General features: G+C 63.0%; 33 protein-coding genes. 15 read left to right on the forward strand and 18 right to left on the reverse strand.

Annotated features, from left to right (window positions below):
- Positions 1-8: 8 nt before the first annotated feature.
- Complete coding sequence (locus VGG89_09320; protein ID HEY1976732.1) at positions 9-1,514, forward strand: amidohydrolase family protein; 1,506 nt, start codon at positions 9-11, stop codon at positions 1,512-1,514.
- Here VGG89_09320 and VGG89_09325 read toward each other — a convergent pair.
- The 5 genes from VGG89_09325 to VGG89_09345 are packed head-to-tail and all read right to left on the reverse strand — an operon-like array spanning position 1,509 to position 4,997.
- Positions 1,509-2,402 (reverse strand): hypothetical protein, encoded by an 894-nt coding sequence (locus VGG89_09325; protein HEY1976733.1) that lies wholly within the window; start codon positions 2,400-2,402, stop codon positions 1,509-1,511. The two genes, VGG89_09320 and VGG89_09325, sit on opposite strands and share 6 nt — an antisense overlap.
- Complete coding sequence (locus VGG89_09330) at positions 2,402-2,974, reverse strand: hypothetical protein (GenBank protein HEY1976734.1); 573 nt, start codon at positions 2,972-2,974, stop codon at positions 2,402-2,404. Before VGG89_09330 ends, VGG89_09325 begins: the two co-directional genes overlap by 1 nt.
- Positions 2,975-2,989: 15 nt before the next feature.
- Positions 2,990-3,265: a DUF3175 domain-containing protein gene (locus VGG89_09335; GenBank protein HEY1976735.1), complete on the reverse strand. Its 276-nt coding sequence runs from the start codon at positions 3,263-3,265 to the stop codon at positions 2,990-2,992.
- A 21-nt stretch (positions 3,266-3,286) separates the two neighbouring features.
- Positions 3,287-3,850, reverse strand: a complete 564-nt coding sequence (locus VGG89_09340; GenBank protein ID HEY1976736.1) for a hypothetical protein — start codon at positions 3,848-3,850, stop codon at positions 3,287-3,289.
- Positions 3,851-3,905: 55 nt separating this feature from the next.
- Positions 3,906-4,997, reverse strand: coding sequence for a P-loop NTPase (locus tag VGG89_09345; protein HEY1976737.1), 1,092 nt, complete (start codon positions 4,995-4,997; stop codon positions 3,906-3,908).
- Between the two features lie 42 nt (positions 4,998-5,039).
- On the opposite strand from VGG89_09345, the gene VGG89_09350 reads away from it, so the two are divergent.
- Both VGG89_09350 and VGG89_09355 read left to right on the forward strand, forming a co-directional pair.
- Positions 5,040-5,603 (forward strand): DNA-processing protein DprA, encoded by a 564-nt coding sequence (locus VGG89_09350; GenBank protein ID HEY1976738.1) that lies wholly within the window; start codon positions 5,040-5,042, stop codon positions 5,601-5,603.
- Positions 5,600-6,877, forward strand: a complete 1,278-nt coding sequence (locus VGG89_09355) for a glutamate-1-semialdehyde 2,1-aminomutase (protein HEY1976739.1) — start codon at positions 5,600-5,602, stop codon at positions 6,875-6,877. Before VGG89_09350 ends, VGG89_09355 begins: the two co-directional genes overlap by 4 nt.
- Here the strand turns inward: VGG89_09355 and VGG89_09360 are convergent.
- The 3 genes from VGG89_09360 to VGG89_09370 are packed head-to-tail and all read right to left on the reverse strand — an operon-like array spanning position 6,872 to position 9,656.
- Positions 6,872-7,480, reverse strand: a complete 609-nt coding sequence (locus tag VGG89_09360; GenBank protein ID HEY1976740.1) for a hypothetical protein — start codon at positions 7,478-7,480, stop codon at positions 6,872-6,874. The genes VGG89_09355 and VGG89_09360 overlap by 6 nt on opposite strands.
- 4 nt (positions 7,481-7,484) lie before the next feature.
- A complete protein-coding gene (locus VGG89_09365; protein HEY1976741.1) occupies positions 7,485-8,738 on the reverse strand; it encodes a sulfotransferase in 1,254 nt (417 codons plus the stop codon).
- Positions 8,739-8,741: 3 nt separating this feature from the next.
- On the reverse strand, positions 8,742-9,656 hold the full coding sequence (locus VGG89_09370; GenBank protein ID HEY1976742.1) for a hypothetical protein: 915 nt from the start codon (positions 9,654-9,656) through the stop codon (positions 8,742-8,744).
- A 135-nt stretch (positions 9,657-9,791) separates the two neighbouring features.
- Between VGG89_09370 and VGG89_09375 the strand changes: the two genes are divergently transcribed.
- Positions 9,792-10,079, forward strand: coding sequence for a hypothetical protein (locus VGG89_09375; protein HEY1976743.1), 288 nt, complete (start codon positions 9,792-9,794; stop codon positions 10,077-10,079).
- On the opposite strand, the gene VGG89_09380 is transcribed toward VGG89_09375, so the two are convergent.
- Positions 10,076-11,395 carry a M20/M25/M40 family metallo-hydrolase gene (locus VGG89_09380; protein HEY1976744.1) on the reverse strand — a complete coding sequence of 440 codons (1,320 nt, stop codon included), beginning with the start codon at positions 11,393-11,395 and terminating at the stop codon, positions 10,076-10,078. The genes VGG89_09375 and VGG89_09380 overlap by 4 nt on opposite strands.
- Positions 11,396-11,406: 11 nt before the next feature.
- On the reverse strand, positions 11,407-11,850 hold the full coding sequence (locus tag VGG89_09385; GenBank protein ID HEY1976745.1) for an ATP-binding protein: 444 nt from the start codon (positions 11,848-11,850) through the stop codon (positions 11,407-11,409).
- 323 nt (positions 11,851-12,173) lie between these two features.
- Between VGG89_09385 and VGG89_09390 the strand changes: the two genes are divergently transcribed.
- The gene (locus tag VGG89_09390; GenBank protein HEY1976746.1) at positions 12,174-12,662 is read left to right on the forward strand and encodes a peptidylprolyl isomerase; all 489 of its coding nucleotides are present in this window, start codon (positions 12,174-12,176) and stop codon (positions 12,660-12,662) included.
- Positions 12,663-12,752: 90 nt separating this feature from the next.
- Positions 12,753-13,160 (forward strand): YcxB family protein, encoded by a 408-nt coding sequence (locus VGG89_09395; protein HEY1976747.1) that lies wholly within the window; start codon positions 12,753-12,755, stop codon positions 13,158-13,160.
- Here VGG89_09395 and VGG89_09400 read toward each other — a convergent pair.
- Together VGG89_09400 and VGG89_09405 are read right to left on the reverse strand one after the other, a co-directional pair.
- The gene (locus VGG89_09400) at positions 13,132-13,995 is read right to left on the reverse strand and encodes a serine hydrolase (GenBank protein ID HEY1976748.1); all 864 of its coding nucleotides are present in this window, start codon (positions 13,993-13,995) and stop codon (positions 13,132-13,134) included. The two genes, VGG89_09395 and VGG89_09400, sit on opposite strands and share 29 nt — an antisense overlap.
- Entirely contained in the window at positions 13,992-14,786 is a 795-nt protein-coding gene (locus tag VGG89_09405) for an ABC-2 family transporter protein (GenBank protein HEY1976749.1), read from the reverse strand. The genes VGG89_09400 and VGG89_09405 overlap by 4 nt, the downstream gene beginning before the upstream one ends.
- A 69-nt stretch (positions 14,787-14,855) precedes the next feature.
- Between VGG89_09405 and VGG89_09410 the strand changes: the two genes are divergently transcribed.
- Genes VGG89_09410 through VGG89_09435 form a run of 6 tightly spaced genes read left to right on the forward strand, consistent with a single transcriptional unit; the run spans position 14,856 to position 19,198 of the window.
- A complete protein-coding gene (locus tag VGG89_09410) occupies positions 14,856-15,389 on the forward strand; it encodes a hypothetical protein (protein HEY1976750.1) in 534 nt (177 codons plus the stop codon).
- 41 nt (positions 15,390-15,430) lie between these two features.
- A complete protein-coding gene (locus VGG89_09415) occupies positions 15,431-16,276 on the forward strand; it encodes a hypothetical protein (protein ID HEY1976751.1) in 846 nt (281 codons plus the stop codon).
- Positions 16,277-16,280: 4 nt separating this feature from the next.
- Positions 16,281-17,003 (forward strand): pirin family protein, encoded by a 723-nt coding sequence (locus tag VGG89_09420; protein ID HEY1976752.1) that lies wholly within the window; start codon positions 16,281-16,283, stop codon positions 17,001-17,003.
- Positions 17,004-17,036: 33 nt separating this feature from the next.
- Complete coding sequence (locus tag VGG89_09425; protein ID HEY1976753.1) at positions 17,037-17,582, forward strand: sigma-70 family RNA polymerase sigma factor; 546 nt, start codon at positions 17,037-17,039, stop codon at positions 17,580-17,582.
- On the forward strand, positions 17,572-18,351 hold the full coding sequence (locus VGG89_09430) for a hypothetical protein (protein ID HEY1976754.1): 780 nt from the start codon (positions 17,572-17,574) through the stop codon (positions 18,349-18,351). The genes VGG89_09425 and VGG89_09430 overlap by 11 nt, the downstream gene beginning before the upstream one ends.
- Before the next feature lie 10 nt (positions 18,352-18,361).
- Complete coding sequence (locus tag VGG89_09435) at positions 18,362-19,198, forward strand: glycine betaine ABC transporter substrate-binding protein (protein ID HEY1976755.1); 837 nt, start codon at positions 18,362-18,364, stop codon at positions 19,196-19,198.
- Here VGG89_09435 and VGG89_09440 read toward each other — a convergent pair.
- On the reverse strand, positions 19,170-21,017 hold the full coding sequence (locus VGG89_09440; protein HEY1976756.1) for an aspartyl protease family protein: 1,848 nt from the start codon (positions 21,015-21,017) through the stop codon (positions 19,170-19,172). The two genes, VGG89_09435 and VGG89_09440, sit on opposite strands and share 29 nt — an antisense overlap.
- Positions 21,018-21,052: 35 nt before the next feature.
- Here VGG89_09440 and VGG89_09445 point away from each other — a divergent pair, with 35 nt between their 5' ends.
- Positions 21,053-21,307, forward strand: coding sequence for a UBP-type zinc finger domain-containing protein (locus VGG89_09445; protein ID HEY1976757.1), 255 nt, complete (start codon positions 21,053-21,055; stop codon positions 21,305-21,307).
- Positions 21,308-21,312: 5 nt separating this feature from the next.
- Here VGG89_09445 and VGG89_09450 read toward each other — a convergent pair whose 3' ends face one another.
- The 4 genes from VGG89_09450 to VGG89_09465 form a co-directional block, all read right to left on the reverse strand.
- Positions 21,313-21,780 carry a hypothetical protein gene (locus VGG89_09450; GenBank protein HEY1976758.1) on the reverse strand — a complete coding sequence of 156 codons (468 nt, stop codon included), beginning with the start codon at positions 21,778-21,780 and terminating at the stop codon, positions 21,313-21,315.
- Between the two features lie 73 nt (positions 21,781-21,853).
- Positions 21,854-22,645, reverse strand: a complete 792-nt coding sequence (locus VGG89_09455; protein HEY1976759.1) for an ABC-2 family transporter protein — start codon at positions 22,643-22,645, stop codon at positions 21,854-21,856.
- Positions 22,642-23,400 carry a gamma carbonic anhydrase family protein gene (locus tag VGG89_09460; protein ID HEY1976760.1) on the reverse strand — a complete coding sequence of 253 codons (759 nt, stop codon included), beginning with the start codon at positions 23,398-23,400 and terminating at the stop codon, positions 22,642-22,644. Before VGG89_09460 ends, VGG89_09455 begins: the two co-directional genes overlap by 4 nt.
- Positions 23,397-24,401 (reverse strand): ATP-binding cassette domain-containing protein, encoded by a 1,005-nt coding sequence (locus tag VGG89_09465; protein HEY1976761.1) that lies wholly within the window; start codon positions 24,399-24,401, stop codon positions 23,397-23,399. The genes VGG89_09460 and VGG89_09465 overlap by 4 nt, the downstream gene beginning before the upstream one ends.
- A gap of 35 nt (positions 24,402-24,436) precedes the next feature.
- On the opposite strand from VGG89_09465, the gene VGG89_09470 reads away from it, so the two are divergent.
- Positions 24,437-25,045, forward strand: a complete 609-nt coding sequence (locus VGG89_09470) for a cytidylate kinase-like family protein (GenBank protein ID HEY1976762.1) — start codon at positions 24,437-24,439, stop codon at positions 25,043-25,045.
- Positions 25,042-26,283: an MFS transporter gene (locus VGG89_09475; protein HEY1976763.1), complete on the forward strand. Its 1,242-nt coding sequence runs from the start codon at positions 25,042-25,044 to the stop codon at positions 26,281-26,283. The genes VGG89_09470 and VGG89_09475 overlap by 4 nt, the downstream gene beginning before the upstream one ends.
- Positions 26,284-26,380: 97 nt before the next feature.
- On the opposite strand, the gene VGG89_09480 is transcribed toward VGG89_09475, so the two are convergent.
- On the reverse strand, positions 26,381-26,695 hold the full coding sequence (locus VGG89_09480) for a hypothetical protein (protein ID HEY1976764.1): 315 nt from the start codon (positions 26,693-26,695) through the stop codon (positions 26,381-26,383).
- Between the last annotated feature and the right edge of the window lie 59 nt (positions 26,696-26,754).

Below are 26,754 nucleotides of genomic sequence, written 5' to 3' on the forward strand. Positions count from 1 at the left end.
ATCAGCGCGTGAAGCTTCTGCTCAACGGGCGATTCTACTCTTTCGACACGGCGACCGGTCAGTTCGTTCCGTACGATTCGCTGCTGATCGACGGCGGCCGCATCGCCGCGCTTGACGAAACGCCGCGAGGCATCGGCGTCGAACTGATCGATCTCAACGGCGCCGTCGTCTTTCCCGCGTTCGCCGACTGTCACGTCCATCTCACCGACACGGGCTACTTCCTCGGCGATCGCGATCTGGGGAGCAGGCGCTCCTACGACGATTTCGTGCGCGGGGTGGAACGCATTCCTAACGAAAACGGCATCGTGTTGGGCGGCCAGTATGACGAAAGCACGTGGCGCGACGGCCGTGTCGCCGATGCCGCGCCGCTGGAGCGGTTCCACGGCGGAGCGCGCGCGCTGCTCTCACGCATCGACGGTCACTCCTGCATCGTCAACCGACGGACGCTGGAATGGCTCGATTTGTCCGGCGACATCGAAGGCATCGAGCGCGACGGTGAAGGGCGCCCGACGGGCAAGCTCTTCCTCGCAGCGAACTGGCGCGCGCAAGCCGCCTTTCTCGCGCAGATTCCGTTGGCAACTCGACGCGACGCCGAACGTCGCGCGGTCGATCTGGCGCTGTCGCGCGGCGCGCTGCACTTGCACGCCCAGCTCGTCGGTTTCGCTCGCGAGCAGTACGCCGCCGAAGTCGAAGCGATGCGCGCCCTGCCGGCCAAGATTCATCCGAAGATTTGCGAGCCCGACGCCGCGCTGGCCCACGAACTCGGACTGCCGTACGTCGGCGGCGACGTCTTTCTCGACGGGTCGATCGGCAGCCGCACCGCTGCGCTCGTGCATCCGTACGCCGACGCTCCGACCAGTGGCGCCCTACGATTTTCCGACGACGAGCTGCTGGGCTATTATTCGCAAGCCGAAGCGCTGGGAATCGCGGCCGGCGTGCACGCGATCGGCGATGCGGCCATCGAACAGGCGCTGCGCGTTTGGGAGCGCGTGCTGGGCGCAAAGCCGTCGTCGCGCGGATGCCGGCACTTCATCGAACATTTCGAAATCGCAACCGACGAGCAGATCGAGGCCTGCGCGCGCATGGAGATCGCGCTCTCGATGCAGCCGCAGTTCGACGCGTTGTGGGCCAACGAGGGCGGCATGTACGACGTCCGGCTCGGCAACGCACGTAAGCGCACGATGAATGCGTTCGGCCGCATCGAACGCGCCGGCGCTTTGGTGTGCGGCGGCGACGACAGTCCGGTGTGCGCTCTCGATCCGCTTGCCGGAATGCAGGCGATTATCGAGCATCACGAGCCCTCGGAGCGCCTATCGGCAAACCGCGCGCTCGCGATCTACACGATCAATGCCGCTTGCCTCGGTTACGCGGAAAACGAGACGGGAAATCTCGCGCCGGGTCTGGCCGCCGACCTGGTCGTACTCGATCGCGATCCGCTGGAAATCGACGATTTTACGTCGTGCAAAGTTTTGGCTACGTGGAAGGACGGAGAAGTCGCGTATAGCGCGTCATGACGGCATCGTCTGCAGATATTGCAGCGACTCGATGGTTAAACCGGTATAGTCGCGCAAAGCGTGCATGTTTCCGTCGAGCCTCTGCATATCGGCGTAAAACGCGGCAAACCCATCGTGCCAGTACGAGTCTCGTTTCGGTAGAACTTTCGGCGGTTCGACGCTTTGACCGATCGTAAAGCTGAAGTTTGGATAGTGCTTGAGAATCGGTGCGCAGACCGCGTACACCGTCTTGGGGTCCGAGATATACACCAATAACGCGATGCGTTTAACGCTTGCGGCTTCGAGACCGCACGGATAGCAGATTCCACCGTTGAACCTATTTCCGTCGTTCATGTAGATCCAGTTCGCGTCGAGGGTCACCGGCCACGAGCTTGCCGTCAGGTATCGCGGCATCGCGTCCACGAGATCCATGATGACCGTCCGTATCGGCAGTCCGGTCACCTCGTTGGGTTCCAAATCGAGGTTGACGCCGGCGAAATGCACCGCGGCCAAACGATGCAGTATGCGCACCAGCTTGGGAACCCCCGACGGAACGATCCAGCTCGGGTCGCCGAGGAGCAGCTCGAACGCGACGCCGTGCTTCTTGCCTTCGGCGATCATCGCGTTCATCTGGGCCGTGCCGTCCTTTCGCGAGTATTTTGCGATGTTCGCGTCGGTGAATCCAAGCAAAAAGTCGTTCACGTGGATTGCGGCAGCGAAGGTCCACAGCGTTCCACGTTTCCAGCGTGACGTTACTTCGGCCACATTCCAGGCGTACGTGCCGTACGTTAGCGCCGGTGCGTTCGCGTCGGTCCCAGCGTGCGGGGCGGACGTCGCGGTCAGGCCGCCGCTTCCGCACGCTGCGAGAGCGGCAAGCGCGAGCATCGCGAGAAAGCGTCGCGCCGTCATTATTTCGGCAACGGACAATAGCGAACGTCGCGCGGTTCCGGTACGGGATCTTTGAGGCGTCGCGTCCAGCACCGGCCGAGCACCGAGCAGTAGCAAATCGATATGTCGACGTGCGGGCTCATTGCCATGACCTTCGGGTAGATGTCGGGACCTGCAACGCGAAGGAGCAGCATCGACGAACCGGCGGGAACGACGTCGCCGGGACCGAGCGAGGAGGTCGTCGCGTGCACCAAGCCGTGCTGGTGGCGCCGTCGCTCCGCGGCCCTCGCGCTTTCCAAGGCCGGTTCAACCGCGGTGTGAATCGCGTTGCCGGTGGTGCCGGGGCCCATAGGCTGACCGTTAACCGAGACGATCGTGCTTCGAACGATGGCCGGACCGAGTCCTACGTTACGTAATCCGAACTCGAAGGACGACCCCGACGCATCGTTACTTGAATCGAAGCTTAGGTAGGGCCATACCGTCGCGCTGAACTGCTCGTTGATGACGTACGTCTGATACGCGGCCGCGGCGGCGGCGATGGTGGCCACCAGCAGCGCGCAGACGGCAACGAGCGATTCGAGTCGAGCCTTCACTTGGCTCGATTTCGCTTACGCTCGCCCGAACTCCGCGCGGAGCGCGTCCTTGGCCCGCTCGAGCACCTTCAGTCGCTCCTTCGGCAGATTTTTTCCGGCGCGATTGATGTAGAACGTCAGCATCGACATGGCCGAACGGTAGGGACTGCTCTTGCGCCGTTTGCTGTGCTCTGCCGATCGTTTGAGCGAGCGCGCGATGGCCTTGGGATCGTCGTGTTTGAAAACGGCGGGTTCCAAGTCGAGAGCATTGCTCTCATGGGTGACTTTGTTCGACCAGTACTTGCGTGCCATGGCCGAGTTTTACCCGCGTCGTCAGTAGCGCATGTCGGCAATCGTCAGATCGGGCCGTAAAATTGCGACGGGCCTCGCTCGCTCGGACTCAAGGTAGAGGTACCGCCGGTCGTCTCTGCCCAGACCGCTAATTTCCCACTGATTGACGTGCGCGTCGGAATAATGTGATTTTGCGATCGCTTCTTTCACGGTCGCGGACAGCCGCACGAAACCGATTTTCTTTGGATCGAAGGCCTGAACGTCGACTGACGCGGCGGTAACGGGGCCCCCGTCGAGCGACATGAGCTTGACCGGCGTCGGACCCGCGATCGAACCGTTGGACGCGATGAGGTAGCGATCGACGTTGATGTGATTCTTGGGCTCCTGAACGTCGACGCTCAACCCACTTACGCCGTCGGCGCTGATCGTCGTAACGCGCAGCGGCGTACCCGACCTTTCGGCGACCGCGTCGAGCGCGTGCAGTACCGCGTTTCCGTCGGTGAGGAAATCGCCGCCGCTCGAAGGGGCGCCCGACGAGCCCGCCGAGCAGGCCGAGAGAACGATGGCTGCGAGCGCCGTGACGGCGCCGACCGATAAGCGCTTCATGCGGCTACTATGCCATCGGCACCGTCCGATAAGCGTCCACGAGGTGAGGAGCTCCCTAGATGATCGAGATGGTCTCCTTCGGCTTGGGATGCGCGGCGATCGCCTCGATGAGATGGCCGGCCAGCTCGTCGCAGATCGGATCGTCGATTTCCTCGACGCGTCCTTCGTCGGCGAGACGGGCCTTCTCGGGATCGATGGGGATGCGTGCTAAAACCGGCGCCTGCGCCAGTTCCGCGACGCGATCGGCATAGGACGGTCCGAAGATTTCGTAGCGCGTGCCGGTATCGGGAGCGACGAAGTACGACATGTTCTCGACGACGCCGATAACGGGCTTCTTGAGCTGGTGCACCAAGTTGGCGGCTTTGCGAACGATCATCGTCGCCAGGGCCTGCGGCATCGTGACCAGCACGACGCCGTCAATCGATAGCGACTGCAGCACCGTCAACGGCGCGTCCGACGTTCCGGGCGGAAGATCGATCAAGAGATAGTCGAGCTCGCTCCAGACCACTTGTTCGTAAAACTGGCGGATCACACCCGACACGATCGGGCCGCGCCACACCATTGCGGTGTCTTCCTTGTCGGTGAGAAGATTCGAGCTGACGATTTCGATCGCGCTGCGCGATACCGCCGGCACCATGAGCGGTTGCGATTGTCCTTGCGGCGTCTTCTTGACCGGATCCGCTTCGATGAGCAGCGGGGTGTGCAAGCCAAAAAGCTTTGGAATCGACGGTCCGGTGATGTCCGCGTCGAGAATGCCGACGCGCAAATGTCTTCGCCGCAATCCAATAGCGATCAACGCGGTCACGAGCGACTTTCCGACGCCGCCCTTACCCGACATGATCGGAACCACGTGTGCGATCTTCGCACGTCCTGCAAACTCACCGGGAGCGCGACGATTGGGGCGGCGATCTTCTTTGTCGATCATCGGAACGAAGCCGGAAAGGCGTGCCTGCTTGAGCGCGGCAACGATTGGTTCGACGCGCAAGCCGTGCGCGGCGGCGCCCTGCTCGATGGTTTCGTATTTGCTCACGCCGCAGCCGCTGCAGCCCAAGCCGAACGCGGTCATCACCTCGGCCGCGATGGGCAGCGCGGCGACGAGTTCCTTGATGTTGGTTTGCGGGCCGACCTCGATCTCGATATGGGGCATCGCGACGGTATTCAACGCCGAGCCCCGAATACCATCATCACCATGCATGTGCTCGGCCGTCTTCCCGAAGGTGGAATCGCTATTATCGGCAGCCGCACGCCTCCCGACGAAGCCGGCGTGTTTGCGTTTGAGATCGCGCGCCGTGTCGGCGAACCCGTGATCGCGGGCTTGGCGATGGGGATCGACTCGATGGCGCATCGCGGAGCGCTCGCCGCGGGCACGCCGACTGTGGCTTTTGTCGGATACGGCTTCGGCTGCACCGATCCGCCGGAAAATGAAGAACTCGAGCGGGCGATCATCGAGCACGGCGGCGCGGTCGCGACCTTGCGCGAACGGCACGAACCAGTTTCGCCCGAAGGGCTGATCGAGCGCGACCGCTTGCAGGCCCAACATGCGCGCGCGGTCGTCTTGGTATGCAGTGAAATCGACGGCGGTGCGATGCACGCTATGCGCTTTGCCCGCGAGCTCGGCAAGCCGCGTTTTGCGGTGCAGCCTCCCGAGGGCGCACAAGACGACGCGGTATGGGCCGGCAACGTGCAGGCCATTGCCGACGGCGCAGTCCCGATCCCGTTCGACGTCGAGAAAGCGCTGCCGGCAATCAAGTGATTCGCGATCGATCGGCGGCGGAGCGTGCGCTCGACGTGCTCGCCGGCGGATGCGATTCGCCGGTTCGCTCCGGATGGGGCGTCGGCGGCTCCATGTTCGTACAGAGCCGGGCGCAAGGAGCGTACGCGTACGACGAAGAGGGACGCCGTTACGTCGATTACGTGATGGCTTACGGACCACTGCTCTTCGGACACACGCATCCGGCGCTCGTCACCGGACTCGACGATATCGCTCGAAGCGGTTTCGTTTGGGGCTCGACGCATCCCGAAGAAGTCCGGCTGGCCGAGCGCATTCGCGCCTACCTGCCGTCGATGGAGCGCCTGCGCTTCGTCACCACCGGTACCGAAGCGATGATGAGCGCGATCCGCGCGGCGCGAGCGTTTACGCGCCGTACGCTGGTTCTCAAGTTTGCCGGCAACTACCACGGGCATTTCGATCTCGCGCTTCTCAACGCCGGCGCGTCGGCGCATACGCCCGACGGCGCGGCGAGCGGCATCCCCGACGGTGTGATGCGCGACGTTGCCGTCGCGCGGTACAACGACCTCGCATCGGTCGACGCGTTCTTGCGCGGGCGCGAGAAAGAACTCGCTGCGATCGTCGTTGAGCCGATCGTTGGTAACATGGGGTACGTTGCGCCGCAGCCGGGCTTCTTGGAAGGTCTGCGCGAGCGCGCTGCGCGCTACGGCGCTCTCCTGGTTTTCGACGAAGTGATCACGTGGCTGCGCTTTGGTTTGCGCGGCGCGCAAGAACGTCTGGAGATCGTGCCCGACGTGACCGCGATCGGAAAAATCATGGGCGGAGGCGCGCCGATCGCTGCCTTCGGCGGGCGTGAAGACGTCATGGCCGTGCTGGCGCCAACCGGGAGCACGTTCACCGGCGGAACGCACGCCGGGAATCCGTTTTGCGTTGCGATGGCGCATCGCGTGATCGACTTGCTCGAGGCGCATCCGGAATACTATCCGTACATGGATGCGCTGGCGAAGCGTTTGGCCAACGGAATCCGCCGCATCTTTGCCGAGCGCGAACTGCCGTATACCGTCGTGCAGCACGAATCGATCGTCGACTTCAAGTTCCGTGCCGGCACGCCGAACCGCAACTACGACGACGCGCTTTCGGCGGACAAATCGCGCTACGCCGGCTACTATCACGCGATGCTCGAACGCGGCGTTCTGCTCCCGCCGTCGCAAAACGAGGTCATGTTCGTGTCGACCGCGCATACCGCGGCCGACGTCGACGAAACGCTCGACGCGATCGGCTCGTCGCTCTCGTTATAGAGCGCTAACGCTGGGATGGATCGCCGGTTCGTATCCCGAGAGTAATATCGTAACGATCGCAGGGGGCGTCAACACGTCGACGTGGCCGTGCGGCAATGCTCGGCGCGACGCGTACCCCGCATCCGACCACGCGTAAAGGTTCTTTCCGTGTACCAGCCACGCAGCGTCGTCGATCGCGACGAAGGTTCCGTCGGGAAGCGATGCTGCGGCGTCGCGGTACGTGCGCTTGGCGCGCCCCTCGACTCGCTGGCGATGCAGCACGGCATCCATAGCGTCCGCGCTCGCGTCCGCCGAAACGTGACGCTGCCACAGATCGCGAAAACGCCGGTAGTCGTCGCGCCGGCACTCGGCGCAGGGGCGATGACCGGCCGCCAGGGCGGCCGCCTCATCCAAGAAGAAAAGCTCGGTCCAAGCGTGCGGCTGCATGACCTTGCGGCGAATGCCCTTATACGACAGCCGGCACGCGATCCAGCGCTTCGTCTGCCAGCCCCGCACGATACGACGCCGTTCGTCGATCAAAATACCGCGGTTACCGGTCAGCGTTCCCGTTCCGGGCAGCGCGACGACGTCGCCGAAGGGCGTCACCCGATTGCGTAGCGGCATCGAGTCAACGCGCGTCGACGCGGAGCCGCCGCAGCAGCAACCCTTTTGCCGATTGCAGCTCGCCAAACGAAAAGCGCAACCGGTGCGCGCGTCCGCCCTCAAGACGGAGAGGTCCCAGCACGATTTGTCCGGCGCCTCCCTTGCGCAACGTGTGCGCGCGCTCGTCGTTCGCAAGCGAGGTGTGGAACGTCATCGGCTCGCGTTTTGAAGCGGCGCTCGCCGAGAACCGGACGGTCACCAAATACTCGCCGCCGGCGGGCACGCGGAAGAAAACGTCGGAAACGGCGGCGTCGCTCCAGATTCCTTTCGGCTGGGCGCCCGACCAGCCCGATCCCAAAACGCCGCGTTCGCCCACCGGTGCGTCGAACCGGTACTCCTTGCCCGGACGCGCAACGTCGATGCAGTCATCGAGCTGAGTTTCGACGACGCCGACAGGACCGGTGAGCCGTTTGCTCCGCCACGTATCGATGGCGTCGCCGAGGGCAGAGCGAACCGCGGCGTCTTCGGCGTGCGAGAGCACGTTTTCCGCCGGACGCGACGGCCGCACCAGCCCGCTCGTGTCGCGGAGCTCGACGCCGAGAAAGCGTCCTAATCCTTGGAGCGTTCGATCGGTGTCGTCGATGAGGTCGTCGTACCGGATGACGTACGTGTGCTCCGGATAGCTCGACGCGCACGACAGCAGTAAGCAGACCCCTTCGCGATACCGGGAGATCGCTTCGGCGATCGGCTTGTCGGGCCACAAATCGCGGCCTTCGCGCGCGGCGTTTCGGCGATTGACGATCGAGTTTATCGTATCGAGCGGGTTGCGCACGATGAAGACGTAGCGAACCTGTTCGAACAGCTCTTGGACGATGCGCAGCTCGTAATCGTTCCAGTGTCCCGGCGTTTTGGAGCCGATGATCCGCGCCGCCGGCTTTTCGAGCGACGCGCCGACGATCGCCGCGACGATGTGGGCAAAGCGGTCGCGCATCGGATAGCGTCGCGGATACCGCATGCGATCGGGATTCTCAATCGGATCGTAGTGCTTCGCGCCGTGCTTCTTTGAGGCCTTACGGCTGCGCGCCGCGATCGTCTCGCGCTGCTCGTCGCGGTGTTTTTCGAACCAAAAGATCCCGGCGATTCCGTGAGCGAGGTCCCCTAACGGCTGCTCGACCAGAATCGCGATCTCCGGATTCTCGTTCATGATGTCGGAAAGCAGGGTCGTTCCCGAACGGGCCGATCCGCGAACGAACGCTACAAGAGGCTCGGTAAGGCGCACCGGTTAGGCGGCGGTGACGGGCGCCTTCCAAGCGTACGCCGTGAGCCCGTCGACTTCGGCGTCGGCCGGCCCGAAACCGGATCGGTCGTCGAGCGCGTTATACAGCTCTTCGCTCATCCACAGCGTGTCCGGCGCCGCGTGCTTCTGCATGTGTCCGGCGACGTCGATGATGTGGTCGACGACTTTTTCGAGGTTGGTATCTTCGAAGATCGCGACGTCGCCTTCGTTCATGCCGCAGCGAACTTGAAACGGCGTCTTGAGCTTGTTGTCGCGGCGGTTGAACGGATCGAGCTTCTCGAGGATACTCTTCGCGGACGCCAGCGCCTTGTCGCGGTCGACGAAGCAAATCATCACGCCGTCGGGCGTCCACGCCTGCTTCCAGGCGCGATTGACCAGGAACGTGCGCTTGAGGAGATCCTCGTACGCTTTAAACGTCGCGGTGATATCGATGTCGCTCTCGCCGTCCTTCATTTGCGTGGAACCCACGACGTCGATCGAAAGGAACGTGCAGCGCTTACGTTTGGCATCGTTGAGCGCCTGTTCGATCTCGCGATACTTTCTGACGAGCTCCTCGCGCGCTTCTTCCGAGTCGGCTGCTAAGACGCTCTTTTGCGCCGCCGGTAACGGGGCGCGTGCCCAGAGCTCGCGATGGATGAGCGCAAAAACCCGATCGAGGGCCACGATCAGAAGGTAGAACACGAGTGCCAGGACCAGCGGCACGTAACGCTTGGCTGCGGGTACGTGCAAGGCACCGGCTGCGCGGGTCATCAGCGGATCGCCGAAACGGTGCAGCTGCGCGATGCCGGCAAACTCCGCGACCCGGGGCGTGTGAACGAACGAGACGGCAAAGTAGAGAAGGCACAGCACGATTGCGAAGCCGAGCACGAAACCGACGATCCGATGGACCGCGTCGAGCACGTTGGAAACAAACCCGAATTGGTCCCTTTTCAATGGGAGTCTCCCGCAAGCTGCTGCTACGAGCATCCTTTTGACAGCTTCTGCTGCAGCCCTCCGGCTGGTACGGATGAAAATCGCGCGCGCGGGTAAGGGCATGTGATGACCGCGCCGGAGCTCGAGGCGATTCGCCGCCAAGGACCCAAAATCAAGCAGTTCGTGGCACGCTACGGCGCACGTTCGTCGCGGATCTTTGCCCGCGCGCTACGCGCCAGCTTTTCCGGGCCGAAAACCTTCGCGACGTTCGTGTTTTGCGAGCCTAATCCGCGCGAGCGAATCGAAGCGTGTTTGATCGTTCGCGCGCTGGGCTACAACGCGGCCGCGCTGCTTCCGCAGATGATCTCCAGCTATTACTGCGGGACGCAGCACATCGATCGGACGGCCTAGTCCCGAGCGGCGACGGGATAGACGGCAGGGCTGCGCAACCCGTTGGGGTCCACGCTGCGTACGCCCAGGATGAAATCGTCCTTACTCACCGGGACCGTCGCTTCGGTCACGTTGCCGACGTCTTTGACCTCGTCCCATCGTGCGGCATCGGTCGCGCGCCAAACGATTTCGTACGATGCGGCATCGGCAGCGGCGGTCCAGCGCAGCGTCGAGTCGTACCCCAAGCGTTTGGTGAGGAGCTGCACGTTGCCCGGGGGTGCGGGTCCTAGAGCTAGCGCGGCGAGCGCGGCGACGTTTGCCTGGGTCGCCCGCGCGAGATACTGCCAGTCGTTGTACTGCGGCAGATCGCCGTATTGAACGCCGTCCTGCATTCGTACGTCTTGGTGCTGGTGCGTGAAGTTCTCGTGCGCCTCTACGAAGCGAATGGCCGCAGCGTAGCCGGCGTCTTGAAACGATTCCTGATCGCCGCCGCGCAGAAAGCGATCGGCTCGGTAGATTTGGCGGACCTCAAACCCCGGCACGTATGCGGGAACCGTCTCGGCGACGAAGCGCGACAGCTCCCTCGACGGTGAGTCGTTTTCGGAGCCGACGAGATCGACGCGCTCCATCGAAGATCCCGCGGGCAAGGCCTGGCTGAAGACGCGAATGACGCCGGGCTCGTGGCTTCCGTCTCCGCCGGTCGAGTTCCCGATGATGTCGTTGTTGAGCACGGCCAGCACCGGCGCGTGACGCGCCGCGAGCTCGCGGGCGTAATGGTCCGATCCCCACAGTCCGAGTTCTTCACCGTCGAAACACGCAAAGACGATCGTGCCTTTAAACGGCGTCGCGGCCATGACGCGTGCCGCTTCTAGGACGGCCGAAACGCCCGAGCCATTGTCGTCGGCACCCGGCGCCACACCGCTACCATCGGTGCAACGGCCGTTGCAGTCGTCGTAGTGGCTCGACATCACGTAGATGCGCCCCGGCTCGCTTCCGCGCAAGGTCGCGATCACGCTGGATTCGAGCACGGCGCGCGGCGTACGCTTCGTTTGAGGCTGCTCGTAGTTGTCGAGGTCGACGGTCATCCGTCCGCCGGTTGCGGCAGCGATGCTGCGAAACTGCGCGACGATCCAGTCGCGAGCGGCGAAGATGCCGTGCGTCGACGTCGACGCGCGCTCGGAAAAATCGTTGCGGGTGCCGAAGTTGACCAAGGTCGTATCGGTCTGCTGCAGCCGAGCCGGATCGACGGCGCCGACCATCGAGGCGATCGGCGCGTAAGGCGCCGGCGAGGCCGCTCCAAGCGTGAGAGCGGCGATGAGAAGAAGGCAGAGGCGCATGCCTCGCTGCTTCAACGCCGGCGGTACCGGCCCATCGTAACGATCGTCCCTTCGCCTGGGGTCGAACGCACATCGAAGAAATCGGTGCAGCGCTGCATGATCGCAAAGCCGCGCCCCGTTTCGGTCAGCTCCCGCGGCATGTCGGCGGTGCTGGGCGGCGGATCGGCCAAACCGCGACCCTGGTCGCTCACGGTCGCGACGACCGCGGAGTCGTCGATTTGGAAACCTACCGCAATATCGTTCTGCGTGTGTGCGTGCTCGATGGCATTTGCGAGCGCTTCGCCGAGGGCAAACGTCAAGTTCTCGAGGTCGCGCGGCGCGATGTGGTGGTACGTACCGAATGCGTGAAGCGCGCCGCGCGCCGATCGAACGTAGCGCGGTAACGGCGGAATCCTCAGTTGGAGGCTGAAGGAGGCTGGGGTATGAACTTTGCCGTTGTGGGTTTTCATGCTCATGACGGACGCTGAGATTCTACCGCAAGTGGTGCCGGCCAAACCGAAGGAGCGACCTGCCGTTTACATATTGACGTGCGGCGACGGGTCGCTTTACACGGGTGCGACCACGAATTTGGCGCGCCGATTGGCCGCACACCAGCAAGGCAAGGCCTCACGGTACACGCGTAGCCGCCTGCCCATTGAGCTGCTGGTGTGGTGGTATCCCGGTACCTACGACCTCGCGCGGTCGCACGAAGCGCGCTTTAAAACCCTGACGCGCGCTCAGAAGCTCGCCTTGCTAGCAGGTGACGAGGCTTTCGGATGCCCGTTGCGAAGGCCATCGGATGCCTACGCTACCGCAAGCCGACGAACTGCCAAAATATAAAGAAAATGCCGTAAATTCGCAGGTTCGCATCGCGACCGACAAGGGCGACATCGTCCTGCGGCTCTTTCCCGACGACGCGCCGATGCACGCGGCGGCGTTTTTAAAACTCGTTGAGAACGGCTTTTACGACGGCCTGGCGTTCCACCGCGTGGAACCGGGTTTCGTCATCCAAGGCGGCGATCCCGACGGGGATGGAACGGGCGGTCCCGGCTATCGTTTGAAAGCAGAGTTCAACTCGCGCCCGCACGTGCGCGGAACGCTGGCAATGGCCCGTGCGTCGAATCCCGACAGTGCCGGATCGCAGTTCTACATTTGCTTGGGCGACGCGCGTTTTCTCGACGGCCAATATACCGTCTTCGGCGAAATGACCGACGGTTTCGAAACGCTCGACGCCATTCGCCGCGGCGACAAGATGCAGAAGCTAACGATCGAACCGCTGGCAAAGTAGTTGGCGGAGATCCTCGTGAATTCGACGGCGACGCTGCAGGAGTATCAGCGTTGTCAAAGCCTGCTATCGGTACCCAAAGGGCTGCGTAGCATGCTGACCTTGCTATTGGCACTGGGCGCGTGCGCGCTCGCCTTCAGCGTGGTCGAAACGTGGGGGTTGCCGGCGGCTGCCGCGGGCGCCGTGGCGCTCGTCTCATTCTTCGTGTACGTTATGGTTCTTGGGCAAATGACGAATGCTCGTCTACGCGCGTCCTACCGGCGCCTTAGGGAAGCCGGGGTAACGTATGTTTTTTCAGACGACACCATAAGCTGGTCGATGCGCGGCGGCCACGCCGAAGTGGCGTGGGATTGGCTGGATCGAATCATCTCAGAGCACGATCTATTGGTGTTTGCCAGAGGTTACTGGTATCTCTGTATTCCGGTACGCGACGTCCCGGCGGACAGACTCGCGGATTTACGGGATTTGATCGTTAAGCACGACCGGCAACTGCACGCGTAATCGCGTGAATGGCCGCGTACGACGCCCCATAGTCGTACGCAGCTTTCGTCATGATCGCGAGAATCCACGGCGACGTTCCGTAGGGATTGACGATCGCGACGTCGTTGCGCGTACCGGTCATTTCGCCGGTCTTGTTGGCGATTGGCGTTCCCGCCGGCAAAGCGGCCGGAATCGCGTCGCGATCGGTCTGCCCGAGCATGACGTCGACCATGGTACGGCAATGCTCCGGTGAAACGATCGTCCTGATGCCCTCGTGCGCTCCGGTTTCGATGAGATACAGAAGATGCGCCATGTCGGCGGGAGTCGAGACGTTATCGGAGTGCCGCACGATGGCGTACCAGTCGAGGAACTTGCGTTGAAGGTGCGTTTGATTCATTCCGGCGCGAAGTGCCACGTCGTTGATCGCACCAACGCCGAAATGACCGATCAGCATGTTGGCCGCCGTATTGTCGCTGACTTGAATCATCGGAACGATGAGCTGCCGCACGGTAAACTCGTCGCCGTCACTCGCACCGCTCATGAAATCCGACCCCGCGATGAGCTCGCTTCGGTCGAAACGCACGCGTCGATCGAGCGTCCCGGGATGCGCTTCTTCGAGGGTATAGGCGGTCGTCATGATGACCAGCTTGATGATCGAGGCGGTCGGAAACGACTCGAACGCGCGATAGGCGACCAGTGGGTTACCGGGCGCAAGCGTACGCGCGAAGACGCCGATCGCTCCGGGAAAATCGTCGGCGATTCGCACGACTTTGCGGCGCAGGACGCTCGCGTCGGCGGGGCTCGTCTGCAAGGCAAAAAGTGCGGCACCGCCGGCTAAAAACAGCGAACGCCTCAAGAGCCGGTTCCTTGATAGTGACGCAATCCGACGAGCCAGAAAGCGTAAGAGACCGCAAGCCACGCGATGCCGATGGCCGGGGTCAGCAAGCCGACCGCGGGGTTGAGGTGCAGACCGATCTCGGCTTTCTGCAGAAAATACGTTGCCGGGAAATAGTTCATGAACGCGAACGGCAGTACGAACGTCAGCACGATGCGCACGCCGCGTGAGTAAATGCTGATCGGATAACGCGTAAAATCTTGTTCGAGCGACATGACCACCCAGCGCAGCGTATCGACGCGGATGAACCAGAACGAGACCGTCGCCACAACCAGCGAGATGCCGAGATCGATGAGCGCGCCGCCTGCCACGACCAGCGGCACGAACACCACGTACGTCCAGTCGACGTGCACGCCGGCGGCCGCCGTAGCAAAGGCAAGCGTGATAATGCCTAGCAGCAGGCCGTCGGGGACGTTTTGCTGCGGCACCGTCAGCACTTGAAAGAGCGTGTCGAGCGGCCGGACCAGGAAACGGTCGAACCGCCCTTCTCGAATGTAGTCGGGAACCGTGACGACGTTGAAGAAGAGGCCGTTATGCAACTCGTGTCCGGTCATCCACAAAGCATAGAGAAAGAACATCTGGCGAAAGTCCCAGCCGTTCATCGACGGGAACTGGCGCATCGTTACGTAGAGCGCGCCCAGTGCGACGCCGTGATAGACGATCGTAAACGCGAACCACATGATGAAGTTGGCTCGATACTCGAGCAAGGTCAGAACGTTGATCCGCCAGTATTGCCAATATGCCGCGAGCATCGTCTCGAGCGACTGTGACGTTTTGGTCGTTAATCCTTCCTCCCGTTATGAAGTTGATTGGAGCTACGCATGTCCCTTGAGTGGGTAACCGCACTTGCCACGCTAGGCACCTTCATCGTCATCGCGGCTTCCGCCGTCGCCGCGCTGCTGCAACTCCGTCACATGCGCGGCAGCAATCAAATAGCGGCGCTTACCGAATGCCGCGAAACGTTGGAGTCGGAGGCGTTTCAGGATGCCCGGCAGTTCGTCATGACGGTTCTTCCCGAGCGCTTGAAGGATCCGGATCTCGAGCGTCAATTGTTGCAGCCGATTTTCCCAAAAGAGCTGCGCTCGGCAAGCAACGTGGCAAACTTCTTTGAATCGATGGGTGCGTTCGTGCGCTTCAATATCATCGACAGAACGATCGCGTGCGACCTTTGGTGCGGCGTCGTGCTATCCAGTTGGAGCGCTATGCTTCCAGTCACGCGCCTTCGGCGACGCCTTGATCCGGGCATCTGGGAGAACTTCGAATATCTGGCCGTGTTGTCAAAGCAGTTCGTCGAGCGTTGCCCGTCGTCGTATCCACGCGGCATGCCGCGGATGGATCTCGGGGAGGACGTCTGACGCGCTCCGAGTTGCCGGTTCGTTCCCCCTTCCGCCTAGATTTGACTGCGCTCGCGTTACAGCGGCTCGCAGCCAACGTCGTCGACGTCATCGACGCAGGCGGCACGTACCATCGTGCGTTCGAAGACGAGAAGGGTACGTCGATCGTGGCGGTCTCGCAAAAGACCGCTGACGCGATCGACGTGAGCGCGAGCGGGCGCGGGCCGCAACGCTGGCTCCCGGCGGTCGCTCGGATGCTGGGCACGCAAGTGGATTTGACGCAGTGGTACGAGCGCAGCGAGCGAATTGCTTGGCTGCACCGGTTAGCGGTGGCATTCAAAGGCGTGAAACCGCCGCGCTACGCAACGTTGTGGGAGGCGTGCGCGCACGCGATCGTCTTTCAGCAAATCTCGATTCACGCTGCCGGATCGATCATGCGCCGAACGATCGAGGCGCTCGCGGCCCCGATCGATGCCGGCGGCGTGAGCTGCATTCCGTTTCCGCCGCCGGAACGGTGGCTCACGGCAAGTGAGGAGCGGTTGCGCACCGCCGGACTCTCGCGCAATAAAGTGGCGCATCTTCGCTCGGTGGCCGCCGCGTTTGCCGAGGGCGCGATCGACGAGGTTACCTTGGAGAAACTGCCCACCCCGCAAGCCGCGGAGCGGCTGCGTACGATTCGCGGTATCGGGCCGTGGAGCGCGGCGGTGATTCTACTGCGCGGCATGGGACGGCTCGATACGTTTCCGCTGCGGGATTCCGGTGTGGCGCGCAGCCTCGCGCTGTTGGCCGGAGAGGCCGTCGATCTGGATTTCGTTCTCGAAACGCTCGGTCCGGCACGCGGGATGCTCTACTACCACTTGCTGCTTGGCCGGCTGCGCAACCCTTCCGCTCAGAGAGCGGGTCGATAAGGGCATGGCTACCCTCACCTCTCCCGTGTTTGCAATCCAGCGTGCCGGCGATCGGGCGTTCTTCGACCACGAGTGGCTAAAGACGTATCACTCGTTTAGCTTTGCCGAGTATTACGATCCCAACAACCAGAACTGGGGCGCGCTGCGCGTCTTCAACGACGATTACGTCGCGGGCGGTGCCGGATTTCCGACGCATCCGCATCGCGATATGGAAATCGTCACCTACGTGCTTTCGGGAGAGCTGGCGCACCGCGACAGCATGGACAACCACGGCGTCGTCGGGCCAGGCGGCGTGCAGTTCATGAGTGCCGGCACCGGCGTACGGCATAGCGAGTTCAATAACCAGGCCGACGAGACGCTGCACCTCGTGCAAATGTGGGTGCTACCCGGCAAACTTGGCACGGCGCCGTCGTACGGTCAGCGCGATTATACCGTCGACGACCGGCGGAATAGGTGGCTGACCATCGTGAGCGGTGAGGAGGGCGTCGACGCGCCGATCCGCATCACGCAGAAGGCGACGTTCTCGGTTACGCGGCTGGAAAACACGAGCCTGGTCAAGGCATTCGCGCCGAAGCGCTACGGCTTTCTCTTCGTCGCCGACGGGAACGTCGAGGTCAACGGAGAGTTGCTCAAAGGCGGCGACGCCGTGCGGCTCTTCGACGTGGAGCACCTAGCGGTCAAGGGCTCGGGCGAGCTCGTCCTCTGGGATCTTCCGGACGTCGAGTAACAACACTTGAGCGCCGCGGTGCGTCTATAGAGCATGGCGCTCAACGTAGACCCCGCGCTCGTAGAATCGGCGACGACCGGCGATCCGTCGCTGGAACGGCTGATCGTAGCCGTTTGGCCCGAAGCGTTTCGGCTCGCCGCAAGCATTTTACGCGACCGGAGCCTTGCCGAAGACGTCGCACAGGAAGCCTGCGCGACGATGGCGCGCTCTTTGCGAACGCTCAAAGACGTCCGGACGTTTTCGTCGTGGTTCTACCGGATCGTCACCAATCACGCGATGAGTGCCGGCCGCCGGCTTCGCCCGACGGTCCCGATCGACGCGGCAGCGGAGTGCGGCACGCGCTTCGACTCAAGCGACGCGCTCGATCTGTACAATGCGTTGGCGACGCTGCCGATCGATCAGCGCGCCGCGATCGTGCTTCACTATTACGGCGGACTCAAGAGTTCCGAGATCGCCGCGGCGCTCGGCGTTGCAGCGCCGACGGTTCGTTTTCGCATCATGCTGGCTCGGCGCGCGCTCGCAAAGGCGCTCGCAATTCCGAGCGACACGCCAAACGAGGTACTTTCACATGTACGCTGATGCTCGGCTTTACGCTGCGATGGAATCGATGGTGCGCGGCATCGACGCTCCGCCGGTACCGATGTCCGCAGTTCGCGATCGCATCGCTGCGCCGCTCGGACCTCAGGTTCGGCCGCACATTCCGTTCTTGCGCTACGCGCTGGCGGCCGCCGCCGCGATCGCGCTGTTTTTTGCGATCTTTCCTAAGGCGTCGCTCGCCGTCATCGATCGTTTCGAACGCATCGTCGTCAACAGCTACGCCGCAGCCTATCGAGTCATGGGATGGACCCCACCGCCGGAGCCGCCCAAAGCGCTCGAGACCGGGGCCGCCGCTCAGCGTGTCTCCTTGAAAGAGGCTCAAGCGAAAGTTGCGTTTACGATTGTCGCTCCGGTCGGTCTGCCGTCCGGATCTACCTTGGCGGCAATACAAACTCTGCGCGTATTGGTGTACGACAAGACGACGCGCAAGTGGTCGAAGGCCTCGCCCGCCATTGAATTTGATTACGACCGTCCAGGAAAGCGTCAGTTCGCACTGATGGCCGTTAAAGACGACCCTCGTACCGGTCCGCCGTCGAAGTATGTCTACGAAGCCCTAGACTTACCCGGCGGAAGGGTGGAACTCATAAAGCACGCGCACTTCGACTGGCGAAACGGCGACCAAGTTATGGCCGCGACTGAAGACGACGGCATCACGTCGGCGGAGATTCAAGCCATCCGCGCGGCTATGCACGGAGAAGCCGTGATTCACTCCGCGCATACAACCGTCGAAAAGCAGTACCTGCTCCCATAAGCGGCCGTTCATGACTCGCGCGGAGTCGCTGCGTTTAGGACTCGGGCTTCTTGTCGCAGGATGCGGCGCCAGGCGAACGATCGGCCTAAGAGTAGCTTCTACCGGCGTGAACGAGAACGCGGTCATCGCGGAAGTTTATGCCGCCGCTTTGGAACGCGCAAATATTCGCGTCGAGCGGCACATCGGATACGGCGACGCGCAAAGCTTAATGGGTGCCTTACGGGCCGGGAAGATCGACGTATTCCCCGGCTACGTTCCTGAAAAGCTCCGGTACGAAGATCATGACGGGGTAACGTTCCTCGAACCGTCGCCCGCGACGGAGGGGCCCTGCGTTCTCACCTCCCAGGTCTCCGCCGAAAGGTTCTGGCTCGTAACCTTGACGCGCTGCGCGAGGATCGCTCCCCGGCTTCGATTGGCCGCGACGCGCGACTTCCTGGCGCCAAACGGCGGCCTGCAAAAGCTGCAATCGGTTTACGGCGGGTTCCACTTCAAAAGCGTTACCGTTTGTGACGACGGCGATCAATACGGCCTGCTCAATCTCGACGATGCCGACGTGGCGAACGGCTCTTCGACGGACGCCCAGATCGCCCAAGACCAACTCGGCGTTTTGTCCGATCCGAAGAGTTGCTTCCCTGCGAGCAGCATCGCACCGATTATCCGCGTTGGGTCGCTCGACGCTCGCGGCGCCCGGGTCCTCAACCGCATGTCGCAAGCCCTTAACGAGTATGCCGTGCAGCGGCTAAACATGCAGTGCGATCTGGGCACGTTCAGCGCGCGTTTCCTCGCGGAAGAGTTCGTGATCGCGGAGTCACACAGGGCTACACCCAATCGCGCAGCGTTACGGTAATCGTCTTGGTGGTACCGTCTTTCCCCAAGATTTGCAGGTGTAAGAGGGTTCCGGCGGGGCCGTTGATCGCTTCGCGCAGCTGCGCCAGCGTTGGAGCGGTACCGTCGAGCGTGGTGATGACGTCGCCCTTGACGATGCCCGCCTCGGCCCCCGGAGTATTCGGACGCACGTCGTAGACGATAACCTTCCCGTCGTGCTGGATCAAGAAGAGTCCGGCGCGCTCGTAGGCGTCGCGCGTGGAGAGACTGGCGTTGGGCTCGAGCGCCATCGTCTGCTTGCCGTAATCGAACGTGACGGTAAAGCGCTTCCAGACGTTCCCGCCCACGTTGGCGGCGAGGAAAGGTGAGGCGAAGAAACCTTCTTTTTGCGTCGAGTAGTCGGCGATGACGTCGTCTAGCGTAAACGTCCCGATTTGGAGCGACGCGAGGCGCCCTAACATGCCTCTGGCGCCCCCGCCGACGCCGAACCCGTTGACACCCTCGGCGCTGCGCGTCGGGGGAACGACTTGCGGGTGCGCCGCAACGAACGGTGCCAGCAGCGTAATCGAATCGCGCGCGCCGGTGTCGACGGAGCAGCGGGTCGCGATGCCGTCGATCGTGCAGGCAAACTGCGGCTGCGTCGATCCGAAGACGAACGGGACGACGTCGGCTCCGGCCGGCGGCGGCGCGCCCGGCATCGTGAGAACCACTTTCCGGTTCGCGTAATCGAACGTCGTGATGAACCGTGCGAGCACCTCGAATCCGATCAAACCGTCGACGTTCTGTCCGGCCGAAACGCCGAACCCTTGGCGCACCGGTAAAACGGCGAAGACTTGATCGCGCAGAACCGCGTCGCCGACGCCGAGCGAGTCGACCTTTGCAAAACTGAACGTCTCGGAAGCCGAGCCCGCGCCCGTCCCTTGGAATGAGCCCGCGCCGGCCGTACCCAGTTCCTTCGCGACGGCGGGATCGATGACGTTGCTGCCGCCCGTGTCGAAGATGAAGCGGTAGGGCCCCTTGCCGTCGAGCATCACGTTGAGATACACGTGATTGTCGACGATCTCGATCGGCACCGAGGTCGACGCAGCGCCGCCGGTTATCGAGAAGTCGTGAACGGTCGACGCCGGTTTAGCCAAGTCCGCGTCGCCGGAAACGATTTTTGCCGACGTTGCGTGCGAATCCGAAGCGTTGCCGGTCGTCGATTCGGAGTGGGTGCGGTACGGTACGAGCAGCCCACCCGTGCGATGGTACTCAGAGACCGTCGTGACGTAGCTGACCTGACCGATCGCGACGACGTATCGAGCGGGTAGATGGGTGGCCGTATCGATCCAGATTTGCATCGGCAGCTTCGAGTGCGGCGGCGTGACCGATACGGTTGCGTACCGGTGGGCGCCGCCGTTCTTGAAACCGCCCCACGTTACCGACGCTCCGCCGGCATTGCGCGTAAACAGCGTATCGTTGAAGCCGTATGCCGAATCGATCTCTTGCGAAAGGCCGGCATCGCTGCCGTCGACCCACACCAGGCCGGTTTGATCCTGACTCCACGCGACGGCACCGTCGTAGCCGTCGGCCTGAACGAGCGGCGGCAGCGACGCGCGCTCGGAAAACTTCAAGCTGCCGATAGCTCCCGCGGTGGTCCCCGTGCCGTTGAGCCCGCTGCTCGAGACGGTGCCCGCCATTTGAAGCGTTCCGCCGCGATCCAACGCGGCCGCGCCGAGCGCGGCGCGAGTCTGCTGCAACGTCCGTGCAACCTCGGGCGAGCCGGCGGGAGTCTGAGCTACGGCCGGAACGGTAAGACAGGCGGCGGCACACGCCGCCACGGCAAAGGCGAATCGATACATGGCCTCTATACGGGGCGACGAAGGGAGTTGTTTCGATGGAGTGCGAGCACATCAGAGATGCGGGCGATTCGGTCCCGCGCACGCCCGCGGGCTGCGAAGAATGCCTCAAAACGGGTTCGCGCTGGGTCCATTTGCGGCTTTGCCTAGGCTGCGGCCACGTCGGATGCTGCGACGATTCGCCGAACAAGCACGCGACCAAACACTACCACGCGACCAAACATCCCGTCATCCGCTCGTTCCAGCCCGGTGAGTCGTGGCGCTGGTGTTACATCGACGAAGTGATGTCGTAGGGTGCCTAGCGCAGTGCGGCTTTGAGGCGTCCCTCGGCGACGCTGCGGCGTTGACGTCCGGCGACATCGGCCGGATCGATCTCGTGCAAGGCTTCGACGAGCCGGCTGTCGATGATCCGCTCGCGCATCGCGCGCGCGAATCGTTCGGCGACTTCTAAACTTTGGCGATCGTCCCAATGAACGAAGCCGGACGCACAATCCGCGACGGCGTCGACCAGCTCGAGCGTTCGATACGACCCCCGCGCATTCTCGATCGTGACGGCCTTCTTCAGGATGCGCTCGTTCGGCCCAGAAGAGAAGTGCAGCGCGTACTGGGCGCCGTCGCGCGTAAAAAGCCGGCCGGCGGGACGAAATCCTATTTTTGCAACGGACTCCGCAACGCTGCGGCGGCCGATGCCGTCGGGGACGGCGAAGTCGATTTGCGTCACGTCGAAGAGATCCGGCGCGTACGACGCGGCGGCGCTCGCACCCACGACGACGGCATCGAGGCCATCGCTCTTCAGTTGAGCCGTGACGATCGCGGCTAGCTCGGACAGCGTGGCGATGCTAGCCGCCCTGAATCACGACTTTGCGCGACGCCGCCTGCCAAACCAACGACGAGAGGCCGGCGAAGAGGACGAGCCATAGGACCTGCACCGCGAAGCTCGCGAGCCACTGGCTCGGCGGAATGATCCCGACGTAAATGAGCAGCGGTGTGGAATAGATCGCCGCGAACGGCAGCGCGAACACAATCCGCCCGAAGATGCCCGGAAAAAACGTCAACGGGATGACTTGCCCCGACAGCAAATCCGATGCCCAGCGCACGATCAGCTGAACGGCAAAGGTTTCGAGCGTCCAGAACGCGATCGAGTTCATCAGGAAGTTCAAAAAAAAGTTGACGCAGTAGCCGATGAGAAACGCGATCGCGAACGCGCCGAGCGTTGCCGGTGGCGGAACGTCGATATGCACCAGCAACAGCGCGAAGAACAGCGATGGAATGACGAGCAGCGCGTGCAGCAGCGTTTGACCGATTCCGTCGCTGAAGAAATACATCGGCAAGCTGATGGGCTTCATGAGATCGGTCGCAATCGTCCCCTCGCGGACTTTCTCGCGAACCATGCGCGTGCCGTCGACTTCGAGTACCAACGACATGAGCATCGCGACGGTTGCGTACGTGATCATGCCGTGCAGCGGTAGATTGACCGGCGCGAGATTCTGCGCGTAGAGCGCCGTCCACAGCGACCGCAGAATGTAGACGCGCAGAACTAGCGAGCCGACCTCGGTGAGGACCTCCATGCGGTAGGTCGCCTCGCGTGCGAACGCCTTGCGCGCGAACTCGACGTACGGCTCGAAATTCACTTGCCCTTTTGCCGCTTAATCGCTTCCTGGCGGCGGTGCTCCATCTCCTCGAGCTCGAGCATCATCACGTCGACGACCTTGTCGACCTCCGTGGCCTGTGTCGGGGGCGGCTCCTCGCCCGACCGCCGCGGCGGCGGCGCCGCCGTGCGGTGCTCGTCGAGCACTTTATCTTGTGCGTGCGCTTTGCGTAGGAACTTCGCATAGGTTTGCGCCGCGCGCGCGCGCACGTCGTCGCCGGCTTCGAGGTTGAAGACGTCTTCGTAGAAATGCATCTTCGCGTGAATCTCCGGCGCTTTATCGGGCGGATAGATCGTCGCCGGATTGCCGAACGCGACGTGCTGCATGGGAACCGACGTGCCTTTGCCCACACGCGAGTTTACGTGCACGATCGCGCCAAGGGCCACGCCGCTGCCGTCCTCCAAAACGGCGCCGTTGAAAATTTTGGTGCCGCTGGCGACGAAGCAGCCGTTTCCAACCGTCGCGCCGACAACGTAAGCCTGCGGTCCGACGATGCAGCGGTCGCCGATGCTCAGTGCCCACTGCAGCGCCTTTCCACCACTAGCCTTGAGCACGGCATTTTCCATTACGACCGTCTCCTTGCCGATCGTCACCGGCGCGCCTTCGGAGGCGATTACCGCGCCGTGCAGCACGGCGCAGTCGGCTCCGATGGTGACGTCGCCGGAGATGGTGGCGGTTGGCGCCACGTACGCGCTGGAATGGATCTTCGGCTTTTTCGTGCCGCTGGAAACGATCACTGTGCAGTCTCCTTGTCGCGCGCGTATCCTTCGACGTAAATGCGCCGGATAATGGATTCGAGGTCGGGTTCTTCGATGCTGACGTCTTCGACGCGATATCGTTCGCTGGCTTGCCGAACGAGAACGTCGGCTCGCTGCCGGTTACGGTCGAATCGGAAGCGCGCCATGTTGCCGTCGGTCCCGGCGAGCTCGGCGCCCTCGAGCGACGGCGCGTCGACGTGCTCGGCCAAATGCAGTACCAGCGTCCGGTAGCGTCCGTACTCTCCCTTAATGCGTTCGATGTCGCCGTCGTAGATGATCGCACCCTCGTCGATGAGCACGATACGCCGGCAGAGCCGCTCGACGTCGGCCAAGTCGTGCGTCGTCAGGATGATCGTCGTTCCACGCTCGGAGTTGATCCTCGCGATGAACTGCCGTATTGCTTCTTTAGCAACGACGTCGAGTCCGATGGTCGGCTCGTCGAGATACACGATCTTCGGACCGTGCAGCAGCGCGGCTGCAAAATCGCCGCGCATGCGCTGGCCGAGCGAGAGCTGGCGCACGGGAGTGTGCAGAAAATCGGTCATTTCGAGCAAGTCTACGAACTCGTCGAGATTGCGGCGGTAGACGTCGCGGGGGACGCTGTAGATCGCGCGGAGGAGCTCGAACGACTCGATCAGCGGCAGATCCCAATACAGCTGGCTGCGCTGGCCGAAAACCACGCCGATATTGCGAGCGTTTTCCTTGCGCGTCTGCCACGGCACGAGCCCCGCGACGCGCACCTCGCCGGAGGTTGGAACCAAGATGCCGGTGAGCATCTTGATGGTGGTGGATTTACCGGCGCCGTTTGGACCAATATACCCGACGAGCTCGCCGGACTCCAGCGCCATCGTCACTCCCGCCACCGCGACGCGATCTTCGTACGTCGCCGAAAAGAGCGTGCGCAGGGCGCCCAAGGCTCCGGGAATGCGTTTGACCGACCTGAAAACCTTGCGCAAGTCGCGCGTCTCGATGATGGGCACGAAGACAACCTTCGGCGCGGGCAGAAAGGATCATCGTGATCGTCACGATCTCGAATGAGTACGGCTGCGGAGCGCTGGCGATAGCCCGACGCGTCGCGGACGCGCTTGGGTACGAGTACGTCGACCGCCAGTTGCCGGTCGTCGTGGCGAAGCGGTTGAGCGTATCGCCTGAAGAGGTCGAAGCCAGCGAAGATACCGGGCGAACGTTGGGGGAGCGGTGGATCACCAGCCTCGAGCGCGCGACGCCGGAACTGGCGCAAGGGTCGATGACGGAGGACTTCGACGAAGAGATGCTGCGCGCCGTGCAAGCCGCGGTTCGCGAGTACGCCTCGCACGGAAACGTCGTTTTGGTCGGTCGCGGCGCGGCCGCAATTCTCGGCGAGCGTCCCGACGTGTTGCGCGTGTTCATGTACGCGCCGCGCGCGTGGCGCATCGCGCACATCGAGCAGTCGATGGCCGTCGACCGCAAAACCGCCGAGGCGGAAGTCGATCGCGTCGATCGTGCCCGCGCCGCATATTTGCGGGACTGGTATGACGCGACGTTCGGCGACCCGCACGCGCACGATCTGTGTTTCGATACGTCGCGTTTGACCGAGGCGGGCTCGGCGGAGCTCATCGTTGCGGCGGTGTGTGCCGTCGAGTGAACGAACGGCTCCCCAAACGCGCGCCCTCGATTCTCACCGCGCTGCGCTACCGCGACTTCCGGCTGCTGTGGATCGGGCTCATGGTTTCCAATCTCGGCACGTGGATGCAGTTTACGGCGATGGGTTTCTTCGTCGCGCAGGTCGCGGGCACGCCGCACCGCGCGGCGCTCGACTTGGGTTTCCTCGGCGCGGCGCGCGCGGTGCCCGTGCTGCTGCTCTCACCGTTTGCCGGCGTCGTGGCCGACCGGCTTCCGCGGCGGCGCGTGCTCATGGTCACCAACTCGACCATGGCGCTCGTCGCGCTGCTCCTCGCCCTGTTGGCGAGCACGCACCATCTCGAGCTCGTCGGCCTCGTCCTGCTCTCGGCGCTCAACTCCGCTGCGAACGCGTTCGACTCGCCGACGCGGCAGAGCTGGGTGCCGCTGCTGGTCGACCGCCAATACGTTGGAAACGCGGTCGGCTTGAACTCGGTCGCCTTCAACGCGCCGGCGGTAGCCGGTCCGGCGCTCGCGGGCGGGCTCATCGTTTGGGTTGGCGTCGCCGGCTCGTTTTACGTCAACGCAGTGCTGACGCTGGCGGTGGTCGTCGCGGTGATCCTGATGCGGGAGTCACCGCGTCCGGCAGTGCGGCGCGACGAGCCGCTGCTGCAATCGATGCATCAAGGCTTGGTCTTCGTCGCTGGACACCCCATTCTGCGCTGGATCGTCCTGGCGTTCTTGATAACGGCCGTCTTCGCACGACCGTACAGCCAGCTGATTCCGGCGTTCGTCGTCAACGTGCTGCGCGCGGGGCCGCACGGACTGGGCTTGGCGGTGTCGGCGATCGGCATCGGCGGATTCGGCGGCGCACTCGTCACCGCGTACTTCGCGCAGCGCGAGCGACGGTCGCGGCTGTGGGTTCAAGCGGGCATCGCGATGTCGTGCGGCGTGCTCGCGCTCGGCTTCGTGCCATCGATCGGACTCGCGCTGCCCGTGCTCTTTGCGATCGGCGTCGGCACGATGGCGCTGCTGGGCGCGACCAACACGTTGATTCAAACGCTTTCGCCCGACGACGTGCGCGGACGCGCGTTGGCGGTCTATACGATGATTGCGATAGGTGTCGTTCCCGGCGGCTCGCTCGTCGACGGCGCGATCGCCGCGGCGGTGGGATTGCACGTCATGTTTACGTTCGCCGGAGCCTTGTGCGGCGCGATGTTTCTGTGCATCTGGTTCTTCCGTCCGGTCGTCAAAACCGTATAGCGGGCCGGCAAAAAAAAAAGCGAGCCGCGAATCTCGCGGCTCGCAATAGGCGTATAAAAATAGCTCAGGCTCTTGTGATCCTGAGCTTGTCGAAGGGTTAGGCTGCTGCCTTCTTCCGACGGCTGGCTTTACGTCCGCCCTTACGGCGGCGGGTCGTCGCTTTGCGTGTCGCTTTTTTGCGTCCGCCCTTGCGAGCCTTCTTGCGTCCGCCCTTGCGAGCGGCTTTCTTCTTACGTCCGCCCTTGCGTGCGGCTTTCTTCTTACGTCCGCCCTTGCGTGCGGCTTTCTTACGTCCGCCCTTGCGTGCGGCTTTCTTACGTCCGCCGGCGGCTTTCTTTCTGGCTTTGCGCTTCTTGGGCGCTGCTGCTGCCGGTGCGGCAGCGGCTTTCTTTCTACGTCGTTTGACTGCCATGTTCTGGAAGTCATCCTTTCTCTGGTCGACAACCGACCAGGGTTGTTGCCTTCCTTATA

It is taken from the genome of Candidatus Baltobacteraceae bacterium, assembly GCA_036488875.1.
Classification (GTDB): domain Bacteria; phylum Vulcanimicrobiota; class Vulcanimicrobiia; order Vulcanimicrobiales; family Vulcanimicrobiaceae; genus JAFAHZ01.